The sequence below is a fragment of the Pseudomonas putida genome (assembly GCA_041071465.1).
Classification (GTDB): Bacteria; Pseudomonadota; Gammaproteobacteria; order Pseudomonadales; family Pseudomonadaceae; genus Aquipseudomonas; species Aquipseudomonas putida_P.
On record CP163498.1, the window covers coordinates 1,935,132 to 1,954,823 of the forward strand.

Below are 19,692 nucleotides of genomic sequence, written 5' to 3' on the forward strand. Positions count from 1 at the left end.
TGCCCATCATAGGACTATCCGCTGTCTGGAATAAACCGTTGAGGGCGGACTGCTGTAGACTCTCCGCCAACCACGCCCCCCTCTTTCGAGTCTGTGATGCACAAAGAAACCGAACTGAAGCTCCGCGCCAGCCGCGAGACCCTTGCCGCCCTGCGCGAGCACCCTCTGCTGAAAAAGCGCAACAAGTCCGGCTGGCAGACCCGTGAACTGCTCAACCAGTACTTCGACACCCCCGAGCGTGAGTTGTCCGCCGCCCGTGTCGCGCTGCGCCTGCGCCGCGATGGCGACGCCATCATCCAGACCCTCAAATGCCGCGGTACCAGCGTGGCCGGCCTGTCCGAGCGCAACGAGTACGAATGGAACCTGGACAAGGTCAAGCTCGACCTGAAAAAGCTGGACGCCACTTGCTGGCCCGAGCAGTTGGCCAACCTGGACAAGAAAACCATCAAGCCGCTGTTCACCACCGACTTCAGCCGTGAATACGCCGAAATCGCCTGGGGCCGTGGCAAGAGCAAGGTGGTGATCGAGGCGGCGCTGGACCAGGGTTTCGTGATCGCCGGCAAGCGCAAGGAAGAGATCTGCGAGCTGGAGCTGGAGCTGCGCGAAGGTGACCCGCAAGCATTGCTGGAACTGGCCGCCGAACTCGCCGCCAGCCTGCCACTGATGCCCTGCGACATCAGCAAGGCCGAGCGCGGCTACCGACTGCTGGAGCCGGACAGCTACGAACTGGGCCTGCCGCATACCGAGCTGGAAGCCGAAATGGCCTTGGACGACGCCTATGCCGCCCTGGCCTGGCAGCTGCTGGGCAGCAGCCAGCGCCTTGCCGAGCAGTACCGCCACAACGGCCACTGGCGCCTGCTGCAGGATTGGGTCGAGTGCCTGAGTGAACTGCGTGCCCTCACCGCCAGCCTGGGCCAGGCGGCACCGCGCGCGACCACCCGCGACCTGCGCGCCAGCCTTGACGCGCTGCTCGAAGACTGGCGCCCGCTGGTTCAGGCCGGCAACGATGACGAAGATATCCGCCGCGCCGCGCCCGAGCAGTTCGCCGAAGAGCTGGAAGACGTACGCTGGGGCCAGTTCTCACTGGAAACCTCGCGCTGGCTGCTGGCCCGCGCCTGGACCACAGAGCGCAAGGGCCGTGGCGAGCGCCAGGGCAAGGCGCAGCTGGCCAGCTGGCTGGGGCACCTGCTGGGCGAGGAAGGCCGAGCGTTGAAGCTGCCACTGTACACCCAGCGCCCGGAAGACCTGGCCGAGCAGTTGCCACGTATCGAGCAACTGCTGGCCTGGCTGCACCACGCCCGCCAGGTGCTGGAAGCACCGCAAATGGACCGCCTGTATGGCGACCTGAAGAAGCTGCATGAGCTGGCCGAACTGCCGATCAGCGATGAAGTGCTGGAAGCGCGTATCGAGCAGGCTCGGGCAGTGGATCAGAGCCGCGGTTGGAAGCACCTGCTCAAGGCTTGATCCCCTCTGGAGGCTAACACAGCCTTTGTAGGAGCGGCCTTGTGTCGCGAAAGGGGTGCGAAGCACCCCCAGGATTTGTGCAATTAAGCTGATATTGCTGGGGCCGCTTTGCGGCCCTATCGCGACACAAGGCCGCTCCTACAAGGGACCGCGCCAGCAGGTTTGAAGCTGCCTCACCGCGACAGTGGCAGGCTGGTGGTGGACTTGATCTCCGACAGCGCCACAATCGAGTTCACTTCCTGAATGCCCGGCACGTTCGACAGCTTTTCGAAGAAGAAGCGCTCGTAAGCTTCGATGTCCGATGTGACGATGCGCAGCAGAAAGTCCACAGACCCCATTAGCACATAACACTCCAGCACCTCCGGAAACCCGCGGATCGCCTCGGTGAATTCGGTAAAGTTGGAACGCCCGTGAGCATTGAGCTTCACCTCGGCAAAAATCTGCGTGTTCAGGCCGACCTTCTTGCGGTCCAGCAAGGTTACCTGCCCGCGAATTACCCCCTCTTCCTTCAACCGCTGAATACGCCGCCAGCACGGCGATTGCGAAAGCCCCACGCGCTCGGCGATCTGTGCACTGGACAGTGAAGCGTCCTCTTGCAGTAGTTCGAGAATACGGCGATCGTAGGCGTCCAGCTGGCTGTGCATTGATATGCCTCCAAATACGCGACCTATGAATTGATTAATTCGCAAAGCCCGCGAAAAGATCAAATCATAGCGAAAAAATACCCCGACCAACGTGCAAGAATTTCTCCCACATTTGCGGAGACCAGCATGAACGCACAGCCCCGTACCGACGCCTGGGCCGCCAACAACGCCCACAGCACCGTGCACTATCGCCTGCAGGCCGAAGCCGAGCCTGACAGCCTGTGCCGGGTGCTCAACCTGTTCGCCCTGCAATTCCTGACCCCGCACAGCGTACAGGTCAACCAGCAGGAAGACTGGCTGAACATTGAAGTCGGCATCGGCGGTTTGAGCTGGCACCGGGCCGAGGTGATTGCGCAGAAACTGCGTAACCTGGTGTGTGTTGGCGAAGTAAGCCTGACCAACCTGCAACGGGTGGAACTGGCCGCGGTCTGACAGCGCTGCTGTGGCTGTGCAGCAAAACCCCGAAACCTTTCACCTCCGATGCCTCTGCGCCGCCCGGCTAGCCTTGATCAGCACGCTCTCATCAGGCACGGACGCCCACCATGCATACCCCCGACAGCCCGGCACTCGACCTCAACTGCGTGCTCGAAGCTCTGCTCGCCGACCAGCGCTTGCATGCCAACGACACCTTGCAAGTACTCGAACACGCCACCACCCACCCCACAGGCCACCCGCTGGAGCAGATCGCTGCTTGCAGCCTGGAAGACCGCCACCACACCGGCCAACCCCTGGACCTGGACCACCTCTGCCAATGGCTGGCCAACAAGGTTGGCCAGCCCTACTTGCGCATCGACCCCATGCAACTCGACCTGCCCCAGGTCGCCGGCTTGATCTCCCCTGCCTTCGCCCAGCGCCATGGCATTCTCATCGTCGCCGCCGATGCGTCCAGCGTTACCGTCGCCAGCGCCCAGCCCTATCAGGATGACTGGCAGGCAGACCTGGCCCGTAGCCTCGGCAGATCGGTTCGGCGCGTGCTGGCCAGCCCGCTACAGATCCGCCAGTCCGGGCAGTCGTTTCAGCATCTGGCCCAATCGGTAAAAGGCGCGCAGTACCAGCAGTCGACAAGCCTGGGCGAACTCGAGCAATTGCTGGAACTGGGCAAGCGCCAGGCCGAGGCCGGTGCCGACGACGCGCACATCGTGCATATCGTCGATTGGCTGCTGCAGTACGCCATTGAACAGCGCGCCAGCGATGTCCACTTGGAGCCCCGCCGCGAACAGGGCCAGCTGCGTTACCGCATTGACGGCCTGTTGCACACTGTCTATGCCTTCCCAGCCAGCGTCACCCTGGCGCTGGTCAGCCGCCTGAAACACCTGGGCCGCATGGATGTGGCAGAAAAGCGCCGGCCGCAGGACGGTAGGTTGCAAAGCCGCCTGCCAGGCGGCAGTGAAGTGGAGCTGCGGCTATCCACCCTGCCCACCCCGTTTGGCGAAAAACTGGTGCTGCGCCTGTTCGACCCGCAGCAGCTGCAGGAGGGCTTCGACCACCTCGGCCTGCAAGGCCAGCAATTGGCCCAGTGGCAAGGCCTGCTGCACCAGCGCCAGGGCATTATCCTGGTGACTGGCCCCACCGGTTCCGGCAAGACCAGCACCCTGTACGCCAGCCTCAAGCTGCTGGCCACGCCGCAGGTCAACCTGTGCACCATCGAAGACCCCATCGAGCGCCTCGACCCTGCCTTCAACCAGCTGCAGGTGCAGCCCGCGCTGGACCTGGGTTTTGCCAACGGCGTGCGGGCCATGCTGCGCCAGGACCCGGATATCATCATGATCGGCGAAATCCGTGACCGCGAAACCGCCCTGGTGGCGGTGCAAGCTGCACTGACCGGGCACCTGGTGCTGTCGACCCTGCATACCAACGATGCTTGCGCAGCAATCACACGCTTGCTTGAGCTGGGCGTAGCCGACTACCTGATCAAGGCGACGCTGATCGGGGTCATGGCCCAACGCCTGGTGCGCACCGTGTGCACGGACTGCCAGGCACGTTCATCAGCCACTTGCCAAACCTGCCGAGGCACCGGTTTTCATGGGCGCACGGGCTTGTTCGAGCTGTTGCAGCCCAGCGAAAGCCTGCGTGCATTGATCGGTCCCCACGCCGACCTGGCACATTTACGGCGCCAGGCACTGGCCGACGGCCTGGTTGACCTGCGTCGCTGCGGAGAAGCAAAGGTGGCTAGCGGACAGACCCGTGCGGAGGAAGTGCTACGCGTCTGTAACTGACGAAAAGTCCTTTGTATTCAAGGAACTTGCCTCGTCCGAAAAGATCCAACCGCGCATCTTCAACCCTCACCCTTCGAGGTGTTTCAACATGCGTCTCAAAACCGCCATCGCCGCCGCTGCCTTGCTCTCGCTGCCTATCGGCTCGGCCATGGCCGATACCTTCTGGCGTAACGTGATGACTTCCGGTGCCACTACGGCATCGAGCTACCTGACCTCGCGCGATCACAAGCTGGTCGTGGCCGCGCAGGATGACGCCAGCAGCTTCGTCGCCAGCGAAGGCGCGATTCGCGGGCCGTTCCTGGAAGCGGCCATGCGCCAGGCACGGGCAGAGAACCCGGGGATGCAAGCGTCCGACATGGAGCTGGCCAATGCCATCCTGGCGAAGAATGCGGTAGCCGAGTAACCGCGTCGTCTGTTTCGCGGGCAAGCGCCCGCGACGCACCCACCACCGAACTCAGCGATACGCCTCCACCGGCACACAAGCACAGAACAAATTCCTGTCCCCATACACGTTGTCCACCCGGTTCACCGCCGGCCAGTACTTATGCTGGCGCGCATGAGCACTGGGTGCCACTGCCTGCTCCAGGCTATACGGCCTGTCCCACACCCCCAGTACATCCGCCAGGGTATGCGGCGCATGTTTGAGCGGGTTGTTCTCCGCCGGCCAGTTGCCCTCCTGCACCTCGGCAATTTCCGCCCGAATCGCCAGCATGGCCTCGACAAACCGGTCCAGCTCGGCCTTCGATTCACTTTCGGTCGGCTCCACCATCAGCGTGCCCGGCACCGGGAACGACATGGTCGGCGCATGGAAGCCATAGTCCATCAGGCGCTTGGCGACATCCTCCTCGCTGATGCCGGTCAGGGCCTTCAACGGCCGCAGGTCGAGGATGCACTCATGCGCCACACGCTGGTTTCGCCCGCGATAGAGCACCGGGAAAGCACCTCCCAGCTGGCTGGCCAGGTAGTTGGCCGAGAGAATCGCTACCTCGCTGGCATCGGCCAGCTGCGGGCCCATCATGGCGATATACATCCAGCTGATCGGCAAAATGCTTGCGCTGCCCCAGGGCGCGGCACTGACCGCGCTGTTGTTCGGGTCCAACCCCGGCACCGGCACCACAGGGTGGCTGGCGACGAACGGCGTAAGGTGCGCGCGAATACCAATCGGCCCCATGCCCGGGCCGCCGCCGCCATGGGGGATGCAGAAGGTCTTGTGCAGGTTCATGTGCGAAACATCGGCCCCAATGTCCGCCGGGCGCGCCAAGCCCACCTGGGCATTGAGGTTGGCACCGTCCATGTACACCTGGCCGCCGTGCTGGTGCACCACCTCGCAAATTTCGCGTATGCCCTCTTCGTACACGCCATGGGTCGAGGGGTAGGTGATCATCAGGCACGACAGGCGCTCCCCCGCCGCGTGGGCTTTGGCCTTGAGGTCGGCCAGGTCGACGTTGCCATCGTTGTCGCAATCGACGATGACCACTTCCATGCCAGCCATCTGCGCTGACGCCGGGTTGGTACCGTGCGCTGACGACGGGATCAGGCACAACGTGCGCTGCGGCTGGTGACGGCTGCGGTGGTAGCGGGTTATCGCCATCAGGCCGGCGTACTCGCCCTGAGCACCGGAGTTGGGCTGCATGCAGATGGCATCGAAGCCCGTGATCGCGCACAGCCAGCTTTCCAGCTCGTCGATCATCGCCTTGTACCCGCTGGCCTGGGACGCTGGGGCAAACGGATGCAGGTGAGCGAAACCGGGCCAGGTGATGGGTATCATCTCGCTGGTGGCGTTGAGTTTCATGGTGCAGGAGCCCAGCGGGATCATCGACTGGTTAAGCGCCAGGTCCTTGTTCTCCAGCTGCTTGAGGTAGCGCAACATCTCGGTTTCGCTGTGGTGCAGGTTGAATACCGGGTGGGCAAGCAAGGGGGTGCGCCGTACCAGGCTGGCGGGAATGCCTTCAGGCAGGGCCAACTGGTCGAGGGCGGCGATTTCCAGGCCGTGATCCACGCCTAGGAAAATATCGAGCAGGCGCAGCACCGTATGCTCGTTGCACGTTTCATCCAGGCTCACGCCCAAATGCCCGCGCCCTAGAATGCGCAGGTTGATGTGCGCCGCTTCGGCGCTTTCGATGATGGCCGCCTGCGCCCCTCCAACATCCAGGGTAAGGGTGTCGAAGAAGTGCTGGTTGAGCCGCTTGATGCCTTTGGCCTCAAGGCCGGCGGCCAGGATGAAGGTCAGCCGGTGCACGCGCTGGGCGATGCGTTGCAGGCCTTCCGGGCCGTGGTACACCGCGTAGAAGCCGGCAATGTTGGCCAGCAGCACCTGGGCCGTGCAGATGTTGGAGTTGGCCTTCTCGCGGCGGATATGCTGCTCGCGGGTTTGCAGGGCCATACGCAATGCCGTGTTACCACGGGCGTCGCGCGATACGCCGATGATGCGCCCCGGCATGGCCCGTTTGTAGTCGTCGCGGCAGGCGAAATAGGCCGCGTGGGGCCCGCCGTAGCCCATCGGCACACCAAAGCGCTGGGTCGAGCCCAGCACCACATCGGCACCCAGTTCCCCGGTGGCGCCAGCACCACCAGGCTGAGCAGGTCGGCCGCCACGCAGGCCAGGGCCTGTTGGCTGTGCAACTGGTCGATCAGCGGGCGCAAGTCGCGCACTTCGCCATGGGTGTCGGGGTACTGCAGCAAAGCGCCGAACACCGCGTGATTGGCAAGGTTATCCACAGCATCGACGATCAGCTCGAAGCCGAAGCCCTCGGCGCGGGTCTTGAGTACCGACAGGGTCTGCGGGTGGCAGTGTTCGTCGGCGAAGAACGCGTTGCTCTTGTTGCGCGCCACCCGCTTGGCCAGGGCCATGGCCTCGGCGGCGGCGGTGGCTTCATCGAGCAGCGAGGCATTGGCCAGGGCCAGGCCGGTGAGGTCGATGACCATCTGCTGGAAGTTCAGCAGCGCCTCGAGCCGGCCCTGGGCAATTTCCGGTTGGTAGGGCGTGTAGGCGGTGTACCAGCCGGGGTTTTCCAGCACGTTGCGCAGGATGACCGTGGGGGTGATGGTGCCGTGGTAGCCCATGCCGATCAGGCTGGTCCACACCTGGTTCTGTTCGGCGTAACCGGCGAGCTTGGCCAGGGCGGCCTGTTCGTCCAGCGCCGCCGGCAGGTCGAGGGGGCGATTGAGGCGGATGTCAGGCGGTACGGTCTGCTCGATCAGCTCGTTGCGGCTGGCGACGCCCAGCACCTTGAGCATGGCCTGCTGCTCGGCGGCATCGGGGCCCAGGTGGCGACGCAGGAAAGGGTTGAGCTCTTGCAGTTGATGCAGGGATGGCGACTGGGACATGACGACGCTCTCTTCCTAGACCGGGTCTCATGGAGACTTACAAGTCTAGGAAGGGATTGCCGATTCTGCGGGGAAACTTGCTCACAGGCCTGGCCTCTTCGCGGCTAAAGCCGCGAAGCAGGCGACGCGGTGTTACTCGCCGATAGCTGCTGCGTAACCAGCAGCGTCCAGCAGCTTGTCCAGCTCGGCCTTGTCGCTTGGCTTCAGTTTGAAGATCCACGCGCCGTACGGTTCTTCGTTGAGCTGCTCTGGGCTGTCGGCCAGTTCTTCGTTGACGGCAATCACTTCGCCACCGATCGGGGCGTAGATGTCCGAAGCGGCCTTGACCGACTCGACCACGCCGGCAGCGTCGCCAGCGGCGAATACCTTGCCGACTTCGGCCAACTCGACGAACACCACGTCACCCAAGGCTTGCTGGGCGTGGTCGCTGATACCCACGGTCACGCTGCCGTCGGCTTCCAGGCGAGCCCATTCATGGCTTTCGGCAAAACGCAGGTCGGCGGGGATATTGCTCATGTCTTGAATTCCTCGATTGGCTCAGCGGTACGCCCGCCGGTTGATAATTGTTCAGATCAGGATCTTGCCGTGGCGCACGAAGGTCGGTTTGACCACCCGCACCGGGTACCATTTGCCGCGAATTTCCACCTCGGCCCGGTCACCGGTCGCCATGGGTACGCGCGCCAGGGCAATGGACTTGCTCAGCGTAGGTGAGAAACTACCACTGGTGATCTCCCCTTCGCCAATCCCGGCTACGCGCACCACCTGGTGGGCACGCAGCACGCCGCGCTCTTCCAGCACCAGACCGACCAGTTTCTCCTGCACACCGCGCTCGATTTCCGCCAACAGGCCGGCACGGCCGATGAAGTCGCGCTCGGCGGGCTCCCAGGCGATGCTCCAGCCCAGGTTGGAAGTGAGCGGAGTGTGGTTTTCGTCGATGTCCTGGCCGTACAGGTTCATGCCGGCTTCCAGGCGCAACGTATCGCGGGCGCCAAGGCCGCTCGGGGCAATGCCGGCGCCGACCAGGTCGTTGAAGAAGGCCACTGCTTGATCGCCTGGAAAGATGATCTCCAGGCCGTCTTCACCGGTGTACCCGGTGCGGGCAATGAACCAGTCACCTTCGGCGACGCCTTCGAACGGGCGCAGTTCACGAATCAGGGCCGCGCGTGCAGGGCTGAGCAAAGCGGCGACCTTTTCGCGGGCATGCGGCCCCTGGATGGCGAGGATGGCCAGGTCGGGACGGGGCTGGAAGTTCACGGCGAAACCGGCCCGCTGCTGCTCTAACCAGTCGAGCACTTTGGCTCGGGTGGCGGCATTGGTGACCAGGCGGTAGCCGTTTTCCATGCGGTAGACGAGCAAGTCGTCGATTACCCCACCCTGCTCGTGGAGCAGCGGGCTGTACAGTGCCTTGCCGACGTCGTCGAGGCGGGCCACGTCGTTGGCCAGCAAACGCTGCAGCCAAGCGGTGGCATCGGTGCCGTCGACATCGATCACGGTCATATGGGAAACATCGAAGACGCCGCAGTCGCTGCGCACCTGATGGTGCTCCTCGACCTGCGAGCCATAGTGCAGGGGCATGTCCCAGCCACCGAAATCGACCGTCTTGGCGCCTAGCGCCAGATGCAGGTCATACAAAAGCGTGCGCTGTCCCATGGGTTTCTCCTTCCGGGCGTGGCGAAGCGGCGGCGGTCGATGACGTGGGTCGTCAGCTCTTGTTGTAAGTACCCGCCGCGCGAATGCCGCGCATTGTAGCCGCAAGGTCGCCAGCTGGCACCCTCAGTGACTGTGACCGGGTCGACGTGCCGAGCGGCGGATCAGGCCGATGACCGGCAACAGGCCCACCAGCACCAGCGTCAATGCTGGCAGCGAGGCACGCGCCCACTCGCCCTCGCTGGTCATCTCGAATACCCGCACGGCGAGGGTGTCCCAGCCGAACGGTCGCATCAGCAAGGTGGCCGGCATTTCCTTGAGCACGTCGACGAACACCAACAATGCCGCGCTAAGGGCACCGGGTACCAGCAGCGGCAGATACACCTTGAAAAACAATCTTGCGCCACCGACACCGAGGCTTCGGGAGGCTTCGGGCAGTGACGGGCGAATGCGTTCCAGGCTGCTCTCCAGTGGCCCGTAAGCCACTGCGATGAAGCGCACCAGGTAGGCCAGCAGCAACGCCGAAAGGCTGCCTAGCAGCAGCGGCTTGCCGGCCCCGCCCAGCCAGCTGGACAGCGGGATGACCAGGTGGTTGTCGAGGTAACTGAAGGCCAGCATGATCGACACCGCCAACACCGAACCGGGCAAGGCATACCCCAGGTTGGCCAGGCCAACCCCGGCGCGAATACCGCCGGTCGGCGCCTGGCGCCGGGCAAAGGCCAGCAGCAGTGCCACGCATACCGTGACCAGCGCCGCCATGCCGCCCAGGTACAGGGTGTGCAGCACCAGGCCGACATAACGCTCGTCCAGGTCATGCCGACCGCGCTGCCAGAACCACACCAACAGTTGCAGCAGTGGGATGACAAAAGCGCAGGCGAACACCAGCAGGCACCAACCACTGGCCAGCAACGCCTTGACCCCACGCAGGTGATACAGCGCCTGCGCGCGCGGCCGTTCGTTGCCACTGCGGCTAGCACCGCGCGCGCGGCGCTCGCCGTACAGCACCAGCATGACGGCCAACAGCAGCAGGCTGGCCAGTTGGGCTGCACTGGACAAGCTGAAGAAGCCGTACCAGGTCTTGTAGATGGCAGTGGTGAAGGTGTCGAAGTTGAACACCGCCACCGCACCGAAATCGGCCAGGGTTTCCATCAGTGCCAACGCGATGCCGGCGCCGATCGCCGGTCGCGCCATGGGCAGTGCCACACGCCAGAATGCCTGCAGGGGCGACAGCCCGAGCACCCGCGCCGCCTCCATCAGGCCCTTGCCTTGGGCCAGGAACGCCGTGCGTGCCAGCAAGTAGACATAGGGGTAGAACACCAGCACCAAAACGATGATCACCCCGCCGGTGGAACGCACCCGAGGCAGGCGCATTGGCCCGAACACTTCACGCAGGGCGCTTTGCACCGGCCCGGCGAAGTCCAGCAGGCCGACGAAGACGAACGCCAGTACATAGGCCGGGATGGCGAACGGCAGCATCAGCGCCCAGTCCAGCCAGCGCCGACCGGGGAACTCGCAGAGGCTGGTGAGCCAGGCGAGGCTGACGCCCAGCACGGTGACGCCGATGCCTACACCCACCACCAGCGTCAGGGTATTGCCGAGCAGGCGAGTCATCTGGGTGTCGAGCAGGTGCGACCAGATCTGCAGATCAATCGATTGCCAGGACAGCAGCAGCACGCTCAGGGGCAGCAGCACCAGGGCGGCGATCAAGGAGACCGGTAAGTACCAGCGGCGTTGGGGGGTGTGGGGCAAGTTGACTGTCTCTGTGGCTGATTTGCGACCGCTCGGCGGTCGTTCGCGGGCATGCCCGCTCCCACAGGGGCCGCAGGATGCTTGAATCCTGTGCAGTTCCTGTGGGAGCGGGCGTGCCCGCGAAAGGGCCCTGATAGGCCCCGGAAGGATAAAGCCTGGCGCTTAGTTGTAGCCAGCCCGATCCATCAGGCGAATGGCTTCAGCCTGGCGCTTGCCAGCGATTTCCACTGGAATGCTGTCGGCCTTGAAGCTGCCCCACGCAGCCACTTCATCCGATGGTTTGACCTTCGGGTTGGCCGGGAACTCCTGGTTGATGTCGGCGAACAGCTTCTGCGCTTCTTCACCCGTCATCCATTCCACCAGCTTTTTCGCGGCTTCCGGGTGCGGTGCATGCTTGGTCAGGCCAATACCCGACAGGTTCACGTGCACCCCACGATCACCCTGGTTGGGCCAGAAGATCTTCACCGGCAGGTTCGGGTTCTGCTTGTGCAGGCGGCCGTAGTAGTAGGTGTTGACCACACCCACGTCACACTGGCCGGCCTCGATGGCCTGGATCACCGCGTTGTCGTCGGAGAACACATCGGTGGACAGGTTGTTGACCCAGCCTTTGACGACTTGCTCGGTCTTCGCCTCACCGTGGGTTTCGATCAGGGTGGCGGTCAGCGACTGGTTGTACACTTTCTTCGCGGTGCGCAGGCACAGGCGGCCTTCCCACTGCTTGTCAGCCAGGGCTTCGTAGGTGCTCAACTCCTCGGGTTTGACCCGCTCGGTGGAGTAGATGATGGTGCGAGCGCGCAGGCTCAGGCCGGTCCAGTCATGGGACGAGGCGCGGTACTGCGGCGGAATGTTCTGGTCGATGATGTCGGACTTGATTGGCTGCAGAATGCCCATCTGCTCGGCCTGCCACAGGTTGCCGGCATCGACGGTCAGCAGCAGGTCGGCCACGCCGTTGTCGCCCTCGGCCTTGATGCGCTGCATCAGCGGGGCTTCCTTGTCGGTGATGAACTTGATCTTGACCCCGGTCTTGGCGGTATACGCATCGAACACCGGCTTGATCAGCTCGTCGATGCGCGAGGAGTACACCACCACTTCGTCCGCTGCTTGGGCGGTGCCGCCGAACAGGGTCAGGGCCAGAGCGGCCAGTAGGGGCTTGCGTGGCAACATGTGAAGCACTCCTCGGATCGTTTGAGAGGTGCAAATGGTAGTGAATCCCATTTTCTGGCTCATCTACCTAGCCGTTACCGGATGTTGCAGAGGGGGCTGCTGCGCAGCCCATCGCGACGCAAGGCCGCTCCTACAGGGCCCGAGTGACCTCTGGCCTTGTGATATCCCTGTAGGAGCGGCCTTGTGTCGCGATGGGCCGCAAAGCGGCCCCAGCAATCTCAAGCCTTGGCCAAATCCGGCAGGTCCCCACTCAAACCCAGCGCCTGGCGCACAAACACCGCCTTGGCCTCCGGCATCTTCTCCACCAGTTTCAACCCACTATTTCGCAACCAGCGCAACGGCAGCGGATCAGCCTGGAACAACCGTTCGAACCCTTCCATGGCCGCCATCAACGCCAGGTTGTGCGGCATGCGCCGCCGTTCGTAACGGCTCAACACCTTCACATCCGCCAACCGCTCGCCACGCTCGCAGGCATTGACCAGCACCTCGGCCAGCACCGCGGCATCCAGGAAGCCCAGGTTCACACCCTGCCCCGCGAGCGGGTGGATGGTGTGCGCAGCATCGCCGATCAACGCCAGGCCCTCATCCACATAACGCTTGGCGTGACGCTGGCGCAGCGGCACGCACACCCGAGGGTCGGCCTGCAGCACATGGCCCAGGCGCCCCTCGAAGGCACGTTCCAGGGCCTGCAGGAAGGCCGCTTCATCCAGCGCCATCAACTGCTCGGCATGTTCCGGGGTAGTCGACCACACAATCGAGCACCAATCCTGCTGGCCATCGCGGACCAACGGCAGGAAAGCCAACGGCCCCTCATCGGTGAAGCGCTGCCAGGCCGTACCCTGGTGCCCGGCACTGCAGCGCACACTGGTGACGATGGCATGGTGTAGATAATCCCACTCGCGGGTTTCGCAGCCAGCCAGGCGCCGCACCGCCGAATTGGCGCCGTCGGCGGCGATCACCAGCGGAGCACGCAGTTGCCGGCCATCGGCCAGGGTCAGCAGCCACTCATCGCCAGAGCGGCGCAATTGCTCCAGCCGCGCATTGGCCAGCAGGCCGATGTCGCTGTCATGCAGGCGCTCCAGCAGGCCATCCTGCACCACACGGTTCTCGACGATATGGCCGAGCACCTGGGCATGCACGCTGGCCGCCGAGAAGTGAATCTGCCCGGTTCCACTGCCATCCCACACCTGCATGTCGGTGTACGGCGTGGCACGCCGCTGGGCAATGCCTTCCCAGGCGCCAAGGCGCTCGAGGATGCGCTGGCTGGCCGCCGACAGCGCGCTGACACGCGGCTCGAACGGGGCCTGGGCGTCGAAGGGTTTGACCGTCAGCGGGCCACCATCGACCAACAGGATTTGCAGGCCACTGTGGCGCAACGCCAGGGCCAGGGCGCTGCCGACCATACCGGCACCGACAATCAACAGATCTGCGCGCATTTCCATGCCTTACGCCTGCCTCGCTTGCGGCTTGAGCCGCACGTATAGGGTTTTATCGACCCGCGCCACCAGCTCGCCGGCACCATCGCGGATATCGACCTGCAAACGCGGCAGGCACTTCTTGCCGGTGGCGGTCTGCTGGCGGATGTCGGCCAGCAGCGCATCATCGACGTGGAATTCGGCATACACCGGGCCTTTGCCCGGCGAGATGAAATCGATGCTGGCGGCCTTGTCCCAGACGATGTAGTCGCGCCCCAGCTGCTCGATCAACAACAGCATGTAGAACGGGTCGACCATGGCATACAGGCTGCCACCGAACTGGGTACCGACGTAATTGCAGTTCCAGCGCGTCAGTTTCATCGCCACCTTGACGCTGCGCAGGTCCGGGCTGATGTGCTGCACACGGATACCGGCGCCCAGGTACGGTGGGTAAAGGTTCAGCAGCCAGCGCAGCATGCGCGCCCGTCGTGCCAGTTTACGCGGGTTGCTCATGCCTGGCCCCGCGAATCAGGGCGGGTGCCCAGGCCCATGGCCTGGCGGGCGAACCAGCTTTTTGCCGGTGGCAACAGGTCGAGCCCGAGCAGGCCAAGGTTGCGCCCGGCGGCCAGCAGCGGCTGGTTGCTGCCGAACAGGCGGGTGACCTGGTCGGAGAAGCCAATGGTCATGGCCTGGTCCAGGCGCTGGCGCTGGTGATAAGCCTGCAGCGTGGTCAGGTCGCCAGGCTGCTGCGGGCCGGCCAGCAACGCTTCGGCCAGCGACTGCACGTCACGCAGCGACAGGTTGAAGCCTTGGCCGGCGATGGGGTGCAGGCTGTGCGCTGCATTGCCCAGCACCACCAGGTGCGGCCGTACCTGCTCCTGGGCCTCGATCAACGACAGCGGGTAGAGGTGCCGTGCGCCCACCTGGCGCAGCGCGCCCAGGCGATAGCCGAACACTCCCTGCAGCTCGCGCAGGAAGCTGCGCTCGTCGATGTCAGCCAGACGCCGTGCATCCATGCCCTGACGGGTCCACACCAATGCGCAGCGGTTTTCCGGCAGCGGCAGCAGGGCCATGGGGCCCTCTTCGGTGAAGCGCTCGAAAGCCTGGCCACCGTGGGCTTCACCCGGGGTGATGTTGGCGATCAACGCACTCTGCTGGTAAGGCGTGTGGCGCACATGGATACCCAGCTGCTCGCGCAGGCCGGAGCGGCCACCGTCGGCCAGTACCGCCAGGTCGCATTCCAGTTGGGTGTCATCGTTGAGCCGCAGGCGGTAACCGCCTTCGATGGCCTGCATCGCGGTCACTTCCGCCGGGCAGCGCCAGCTCACCACCTCGCTGTCCAGCCCTTGCCACAGGCACTGCCCGAGCCAGGCGTTCTCCACCACGTAACCCAGCGCCGGGACTCCCTCTTCCAGGGCATCCAGGCGGGTGGCGCCAAAGCGGCCACGGTCGGATACGTGAATCTGCCGGATCGGCTCGGCGCGGCGGCCGATGGCTTGCCACAGGCCAAGTTGTTGATAGATCTGCTGGGTGCCGAATGACAACGCCGACGAGCGCGCATCGTAGCTGGGCTGAAAGCTGTCGCCGGGAGCGAACGGCTCGATCAGCAGGATCTTCCAGCCACGCGCCTTGGCCCCTGCCTGCAGCGCCAAGGCCAGGCTTGCACCCACCAGGCCACCACCGATGATCGCCAGGTTTACCCGGTTCATGCCGCGTCCTTGCGGGCGGCCTGCATCAGCGCCTCGATCTCGGCAACCGTGCGCGGCACGCCCGAAGTCAGGATTTCACAACCTTGCCTGGTCACCACCACGTCGTCCTCGATCCTTACCCCAATGCCGCGCCACTTCTTGGCCACGGCCTGATTGTCGGCGCCAATGTAGATCCCCGGCTCCACGGTCAGCGCCATGCCGGGTTCCAGCACCCGCCATTCGCCGCCCACCTTGTAGTCGCCCACGTCGTGCACATCCATGCCCAACCAGTGCCCGGCGCGGTGCATGTAGAAGGCGCGATAGGCCTCGCTGTCGATCAGCGCCTGCACATCCCCTTCCAGCAAGCCCAGCTCCACCAGGCCAGCGGTGATCACCCGTACGGTCGCCTCATGGGCGTGGTTCCAGTGTTTGCCGGGGGCGATTTCGGTAAACGCCGCCGCCTGGGCCTTGAGCACCAGCTCGTAGATGGCCTTCTGCTCGGGCGAAAAGCGCCCGCTGACCGGGAAGGTGCGGGTGATGTCGCTGGCGTAGCAGTCGATTTCGCAGCCAGCGTCGATCAGCACCAGGTCGCCATCCTTGAGCGGCGCGTCGTTCTGCTGATAGTGCAGGATGCAGCCATTGCGCCCGGCCGCGACGATCGAGCCGTAGGCCGGCATCTTCGCCCCGCCCTTGCGGAATTCGTAGTCCAGCTCGGCTTCCAGGCTGTATTCGTGCAGCCCGGCCCGGCAGGCCTGCATGGCCCGCACATGGGCCCGCGCCGAAATGTCTGCGGCCGCGCGCATCACCTTCACTTCCGCCGCCGATTTATACAGGCGCATGTCGTGCAGCAGATGATCCAGCGCAACGAACTCGTTCGGTGGCTGGGCGCCCAGGCGTGCCTTGGAGCGGATCACGTTGATCCAGTCCATCAGCCGGCGGTCGAATTCGGGGTTGCTGCCCATGGCGCTGTAGACCCGCTCACGGCCTTCGATCAGGCCCGGCAAGATCTCATCGATGTCGGTAATGGGGAAGGCATCGTCGGCGCCGAAATCGCCCACCGCGCCTTCCTGGCCGGCCCGCAGGCCGTCCCACAGCTCGCGCTCGGGGTTGCGTTCACGGCAAAACAGTACATATTCGCCATGCTCGCGCCCCGGTATCAGCGCAATCACCGCCTCAGGCTCCGGGAAGCCGCTGAGGTACTGGAAGTCGCTGTCCTGGCGGTACACGTGCTCGACGTCACGGTTGCGGATGGCAACCGCAGCGGCGGGCAGAATGGCGATGCTGTTGGGGACCATCTGCGCCATCAGCGCCTTGCGCCGACGGGCATACTCGGCCTTGGGTATGTGGCTCATGGGCAGACTTCCCCCGGTTGATCAGTGCAGCGATGGCTTGGGCGCGGGTGCGGCCGGCTTGGCCAGCTCGGAGAACAGCAACAGAGGCGCCACGCGCAGGTACTCCATGACTTCCATGTAGTCGCTCTCGCCGTCTTCGGACTCTTCGAGGGCTTCTTGTACCTGGGAAATGGCCACCAGGTCCTGCAGCACATCCTTGGCCTCGTCGGACAGGTCCTTGCCACCGGCATTCAGGCCGAAACCGGTAATGAAGCCTTGGCACCACTGGCCCAGCGCGGTGGCGCGGTCGCTCAGGGCAGCGTCGTCGGAAGGCAGCAGCAGGACGATGGCCATGTCGTCGCTGGTCAGCTCGCCCTTGACCATTTCCTGCAGGCCGATCAGGGCGTTGCGCACGGTGTCACCCGGCTCGGTTTCCAGCAGTTGGGCGGCATCGGCCAGCCAGGCATCGGCATCGAAGCCGGCGCCGGCACAGCTGCGGCCGATCAGCAGGCCGTGCAGTTCGGCAGGGGTGACAGGGTGGCCATTACTGGAAAGCAGCATGGCGAAGGCGATGTAGGGCGATTGAGTATTGGGCATGGGCAGCTAGGCGCCAGACGGCGCAATGACTAGAATGGAGACCTTGTATCCTAGCACCGGCAGGCGCGCCAAGACCATCGGCACTGGCCGTTGCCGCCCAGGGAGAGGCATCATCGCCAGGTGACTCAACGACGGAGCGAATCGAGTGCAACCCACGCAAGAGAACGACCTGCAGGCACTGATGAGCCGATTCGAGTTGCTGATCGAACGCGTCGAGCAACTAAAACGGCAAAATGCACTCCTATTAGCGCAGGAAAAATCCTGGCGCGAAGAGCGCGCCCACCTCATCGAAAAAAACGAGATCGCCAAGCGCAAAGTCGAGTCGATGATTTTACGCCTCAAGGCTCTGGAGCAAGACTCATGAGTTCAAGCAATAGCGTCACCGTGCAGATCCTCGACAAGGAGTACTCGATCATCTGCCCGCCGGAAGAGCGCAACAACCTGGTCAGCGCCGCGCGCTACCTGGACGGCAAGATGCGCGAGATCCGCAGCAGCGGCAAGGTGATCGGTGCCGACCGCATCGCGGTAATGGCGGCGTTGAACATTACCCACGAAATGCTGCACCGCCAGGAAGATCGCAACGACGCGCCGGTCACCGGCACCAACCGCGAACAGGTGCGCGACCTGCTGGATCGGGTAGACAAGGCTTTGTCCGACGACACGGATACCAAAATCGGCTGAGATTGGTATACTGGCGCCACTCCCTGGGGGATGCGCCAGTCGGTTATGTCCCTGAGCCGATACGCACAACCACGGGGGTTGCACGCTGGGGCCGGTGTGCATGTCCGCCCGACGGAAAGCCTTAACGCCCCCTGCAATCTCCACCTTGAACTTTCGGGTTCAAGGGCTACACCGATAGCGGTCTTATCGGGGAGCCTGAATTCTCTTGCCCGCCCCCCGGCGGGCAATTCGTTTTGGCCGACCGCCCAGAGGTTGGCCAGCACACCTGGGATAGCTCGTGCCATGACCGACACTGCGCCGCTCACCCGTCCCCAGCTCCGTCGTCTGCTTCGCAATGCCCGCCGCGCCCTTACCCCTGCCCAGCAACGCCAGGCCACCCTCGGCCTGTACCGCCAGCTGGCGCAACACCCCTTGTTCCGCCGCGCACGCCACATTGCCTTGTACCTGCCCAACGACAGCGAAATCGACCCCTGCCTACTGCTGCGCGAAGCCCAGCGTCGCGGCAAGCGCACCTACCTGCCGGTGTTGCACGCCTGGCCGCGCACGCGCATGGTGTTCCAGCGCTTCGAGCAGGGTGAAAAGCTCAAGCCCAACCGCTTCCGTATTCCCGAGCCGGTCACTGACCGCAAACGCCAACGGCCGATCTGGGCGCTGGACCTGATCCTGCTGCCGCTGGTCGGTTTTGATGAAGTGGGCGGGCGCCTGGGCATGGGCGGTGGCTTTTATGATCGCAGCCTGGCCTACCAGGCGCGTCGGCAGACCTGGAAAAAACCGTTGCTGTTGGGGCTGGCGCATGAATGCCAGAAGGTCGAGCGGCTGGCGCAGGCCAGTTGGGATGTACCGCTGCAGGGCACGGTCTCGGACCGTGGCTGGTACCTGGCGCCGCGTTGAGCGGCACCAGCGGGGGCATCAACGTTGCGGCTGGCCGGCGTCGACCGGCATCTGATAGGCGTTGTCCAGCTTGCGCTCCCAGAACCCTTGCGCATAACCGGTCGTGACCACACCCAGGCCAAAAATGAACACCAGGATCCACAGCAGATCCGGCTTTTTACGTTGATTCATCGAAGATTGCCCCCCAGGCAAACTGTTCAGTGCTCGGCGGTTTTCTGGGCACCGCCGGCGCATAGCGCTTTAAACGGGGCGCATTTTCCGACAACCTGCGTCCACACGCAAACCTTGACGCCAACCGGCTGTCGGTTTCGTGCAACAGGTTATTTCAAACCTTTTCAGGAGCAGCATCCATGGCCTACTGGCTGATGAAATCCGAGCCCGACGAGCTTTCCATCGAAGCCCTCGGCCGCCTGGGCGAAGCGCGCTGGGACGGCGTGCGCAACTATCAGGCGCGTAATTTTCTGCGGGCCATGAGCGAGGGTGACGAGTTTTTCTTCTATCACTCCAGTTGCCCGCAGCCGGGCATCGCCGGCATTGCCAGAATTACCCGCGCGGCCTATCCGGACCCGACCGCGCTGGACCCGCAAAGCCACTATTACGATGCCAAGGCCACCGCCGACAAAAACCCGTGGAGCGCGGTGGATGTAGCCCATGTGCAAACCCTGCCACGGGTGCTGGAACTGGGCTGGCTGAAACAGCAGGCCGGCCTGGCCGAGTTGCCACTGGTGCAAAAAGGCAGCCGCCTGTCGGTAATGCCGGTAACGCCCGAACAATGGGCGGTGATTGTCGCCTTGCGCTAAATGTGTAGCTAAGGTCAAGGGTTTGACCGATATCAACACGCCACCCGTGGCCGCAGGCCATGATGTGCTGTGCATGAC

General features: G+C 64.0%; 19 protein-coding genes, 1 other RNA gene and 1 pseudogene. 9 read left to right on the forward strand and 12 right to left on the reverse strand.

The genetic code is table 11. The features are described from left to right. Positions 1-96: 96 nt before the first annotated feature. On the forward strand, positions 97-1,464 hold the full coding sequence (locus AB5975_08940; protein ID XDR21930.1) for a CYTH domain-containing protein: 1,368 nt from the start codon (positions 97-99) through the stop codon (positions 1,462-1,464). A gap of 173 nt (positions 1,465-1,637) precedes the next feature. Here AB5975_08940 and AB5975_08945 read toward each other — a convergent pair whose 3' ends face one another. Beyond that, a complete protein-coding gene (locus AB5975_08945) occupies positions 1,638-2,108 on the reverse strand; it encodes an Lrp/AsnC family transcriptional regulator (GenBank protein XDR21931.1) in 471 nt (156 codons plus the stop codon). A 126-nt stretch (positions 2,109-2,234) separates the two neighbouring features. Between AB5975_08945 and AB5975_08950 the strand changes: the two genes are divergently transcribed. From AB5975_08950 to AB5975_08960, 3 genes are all read left to right on the forward strand, one after another. Continuing rightward, positions 2,235-2,540 (forward strand): hypothetical protein, encoded by a 306-nt coding sequence (locus AB5975_08950; protein ID XDR21932.1) that lies wholly within the window; start codon positions 2,235-2,237, stop codon positions 2,538-2,540. 110 nt (positions 2,541-2,650) lie between these two features. Continuing rightward, positions 2,651-4,324, forward strand: coding sequence for a GspE/PulE family protein (locus tag AB5975_08955; protein ID XDR21933.1), 1,674 nt, complete (start codon positions 2,651-2,653; stop codon positions 4,322-4,324). Between the two features lie 88 nt (positions 4,325-4,412). After that, positions 4,413-4,727: a DUF2388 domain-containing protein gene (locus AB5975_08960; protein ID XDR21934.1), complete on the forward strand. Its 315-nt coding sequence runs from the start codon at positions 4,413-4,415 to the stop codon at positions 4,725-4,727. Between the two features lie 51 nt (positions 4,728-4,778). On the opposite strand, the pseudogene gcvP reads toward AB5975_08960, so the two are convergent. From gcvP to AB5975_09010, 10 genes and pseudogenes are all read right to left on the reverse strand, one after another. Then, positions 4,779-7,651 (reverse strand): annotated as a pseudogene (gene gcvP / locus AB5975_08965) (aminomethyl-transferring glycine dehydrogenase). A 132-nt stretch (positions 7,652-7,783) separates the two neighbouring features. Continuing rightward, a complete protein-coding gene (gene gcvH / locus AB5975_08970) occupies positions 7,784-8,167 on the reverse strand; it encodes a glycine cleavage system protein GcvH (GenBank protein ID XDR21935.1) in 384 nt (127 codons plus the stop codon). A gap of 51 nt (positions 8,168-8,218) precedes the next feature. Then, positions 8,219-9,301 (reverse strand): glycine cleavage system aminomethyltransferase GcvT, encoded by a 1,083-nt coding sequence (gcvT, locus tag AB5975_08975; GenBank protein ID XDR21936.1) that lies wholly within the window; start codon positions 9,299-9,301, stop codon positions 8,219-8,221. 123 nt (positions 9,302-9,424) lie between these two features. Continuing rightward, the gene (locus tag AB5975_08980) at positions 9,425-11,047 is read right to left on the reverse strand and encodes an ABC transporter permease (protein ID XDR21937.1); all 1,623 of its coding nucleotides are present in this window, start codon (positions 11,045-11,047) and stop codon (positions 9,425-9,427) included. Positions 11,048-11,209: 162 nt separating this feature from the next. Beyond that, positions 11,210-12,211 (reverse strand): extracellular solute-binding protein, encoded by a 1,002-nt coding sequence (locus tag AB5975_08985; protein XDR21938.1) that lies wholly within the window; start codon positions 12,209-12,211, stop codon positions 11,210-11,212. 218 nt (positions 12,212-12,429) lie between these two features. Further along, the gene (locus tag AB5975_08990; protein ID XDR22947.1) at positions 12,430-13,647 is read right to left on the reverse strand and encodes a 2-octaprenyl-3-methyl-6-methoxy-1,4-benzoquinol hydroxylase; all 1,218 of its coding nucleotides are present in this window, start codon (positions 13,645-13,647) and stop codon (positions 12,430-12,432) included. Positions 13,648-13,656: 9 nt separating this feature from the next. Further along, positions 13,657-14,139 carry a DUF4442 domain-containing protein gene (locus AB5975_08995; GenBank protein ID XDR21939.1) on the reverse strand — a complete coding sequence of 161 codons (483 nt, stop codon included), beginning with the start codon at positions 14,137-14,139 and terminating at the stop codon, positions 13,657-13,659. After that, a complete protein-coding gene (gene ubiH, locus AB5975_09000) occupies positions 14,136-15,335 on the reverse strand; it encodes a 2-octaprenyl-6-methoxyphenyl hydroxylase (protein ID XDR21940.1) in 1,200 nt (399 codons plus the stop codon). The genes AB5975_08995 and ubiH overlap by 4 nt, the downstream gene beginning before the upstream one ends. Then, complete coding sequence (gene pepP, locus AB5975_09005; protein XDR21941.1) at positions 15,332-16,666, reverse strand: Xaa-Pro aminopeptidase; 1,335 nt, start codon at positions 16,664-16,666, stop codon at positions 15,332-15,334. The genes ubiH and pepP overlap by 4 nt, the downstream gene beginning before the upstream one ends. 21 nt (positions 16,667-16,687) lie before the next feature. Next, entirely contained in the window at positions 16,688-17,242 is a 555-nt protein-coding gene (locus AB5975_09010) for a YecA family protein (GenBank protein XDR21942.1), read from the reverse strand. Between the two features lie 181 nt (positions 17,243-17,423). Here AB5975_09010 and AB5975_09015 point away from each other — a divergent pair, with 181 nt between their 5' ends. From AB5975_09015 to AB5975_09030, 4 genes are all read left to right on the forward strand, one after another. Further along, the gene (locus tag AB5975_09015; protein ID XDR22948.1) at positions 17,424-17,606 is read left to right on the forward strand and encodes a TIGR02449 family protein; all 183 of its coding nucleotides are present in this window, start codon (positions 17,424-17,426) and stop codon (positions 17,604-17,606) included. Continuing rightward, positions 17,603-17,923, forward strand: a complete 321-nt coding sequence (locus AB5975_09020) for a cell division protein ZapA (GenBank protein ID XDR21943.1) — start codon at positions 17,603-17,605, stop codon at positions 17,921-17,923. The genes AB5975_09015 and AB5975_09020 overlap by 4 nt, the downstream gene beginning before the upstream one ends. Before the next feature lie 17 nt (positions 17,924-17,940). Then, positions 17,941-18,120: non-coding RNA, 6S RNA (gene ssrS / locus AB5975_09025), on the forward strand. Between the two features lie 85 nt (positions 18,121-18,205). After that, on the forward strand, positions 18,206-18,814 hold the full coding sequence (locus AB5975_09030; GenBank protein ID XDR21944.1) for a 5-formyltetrahydrofolate cyclo-ligase: 609 nt from the start codon (positions 18,206-18,208) through the stop codon (positions 18,812-18,814). An 18-nt stretch (positions 18,815-18,832) separates the two neighbouring features. Here the strand turns inward: AB5975_09030 and AB5975_09035 are convergent, their stop codons facing one another. After that, positions 18,833-18,985 (reverse strand): hypothetical protein, encoded by a 153-nt coding sequence (locus tag AB5975_09035; GenBank protein XDR21945.1) that lies wholly within the window; start codon positions 18,983-18,985, stop codon positions 18,833-18,835. Between the two features lie 179 nt (positions 18,986-19,164). On the opposite strand from AB5975_09035, the gene AB5975_09040 reads away from it, so the two are divergent. After that, the gene (locus AB5975_09040; GenBank protein XDR21946.1) at positions 19,165-19,614 is read left to right on the forward strand and encodes an EVE domain-containing protein; all 450 of its coding nucleotides are present in this window, start codon (positions 19,165-19,167) and stop codon (positions 19,612-19,614) included. Positions 19,615-19,692 lie beyond the last annotated feature (78 nt).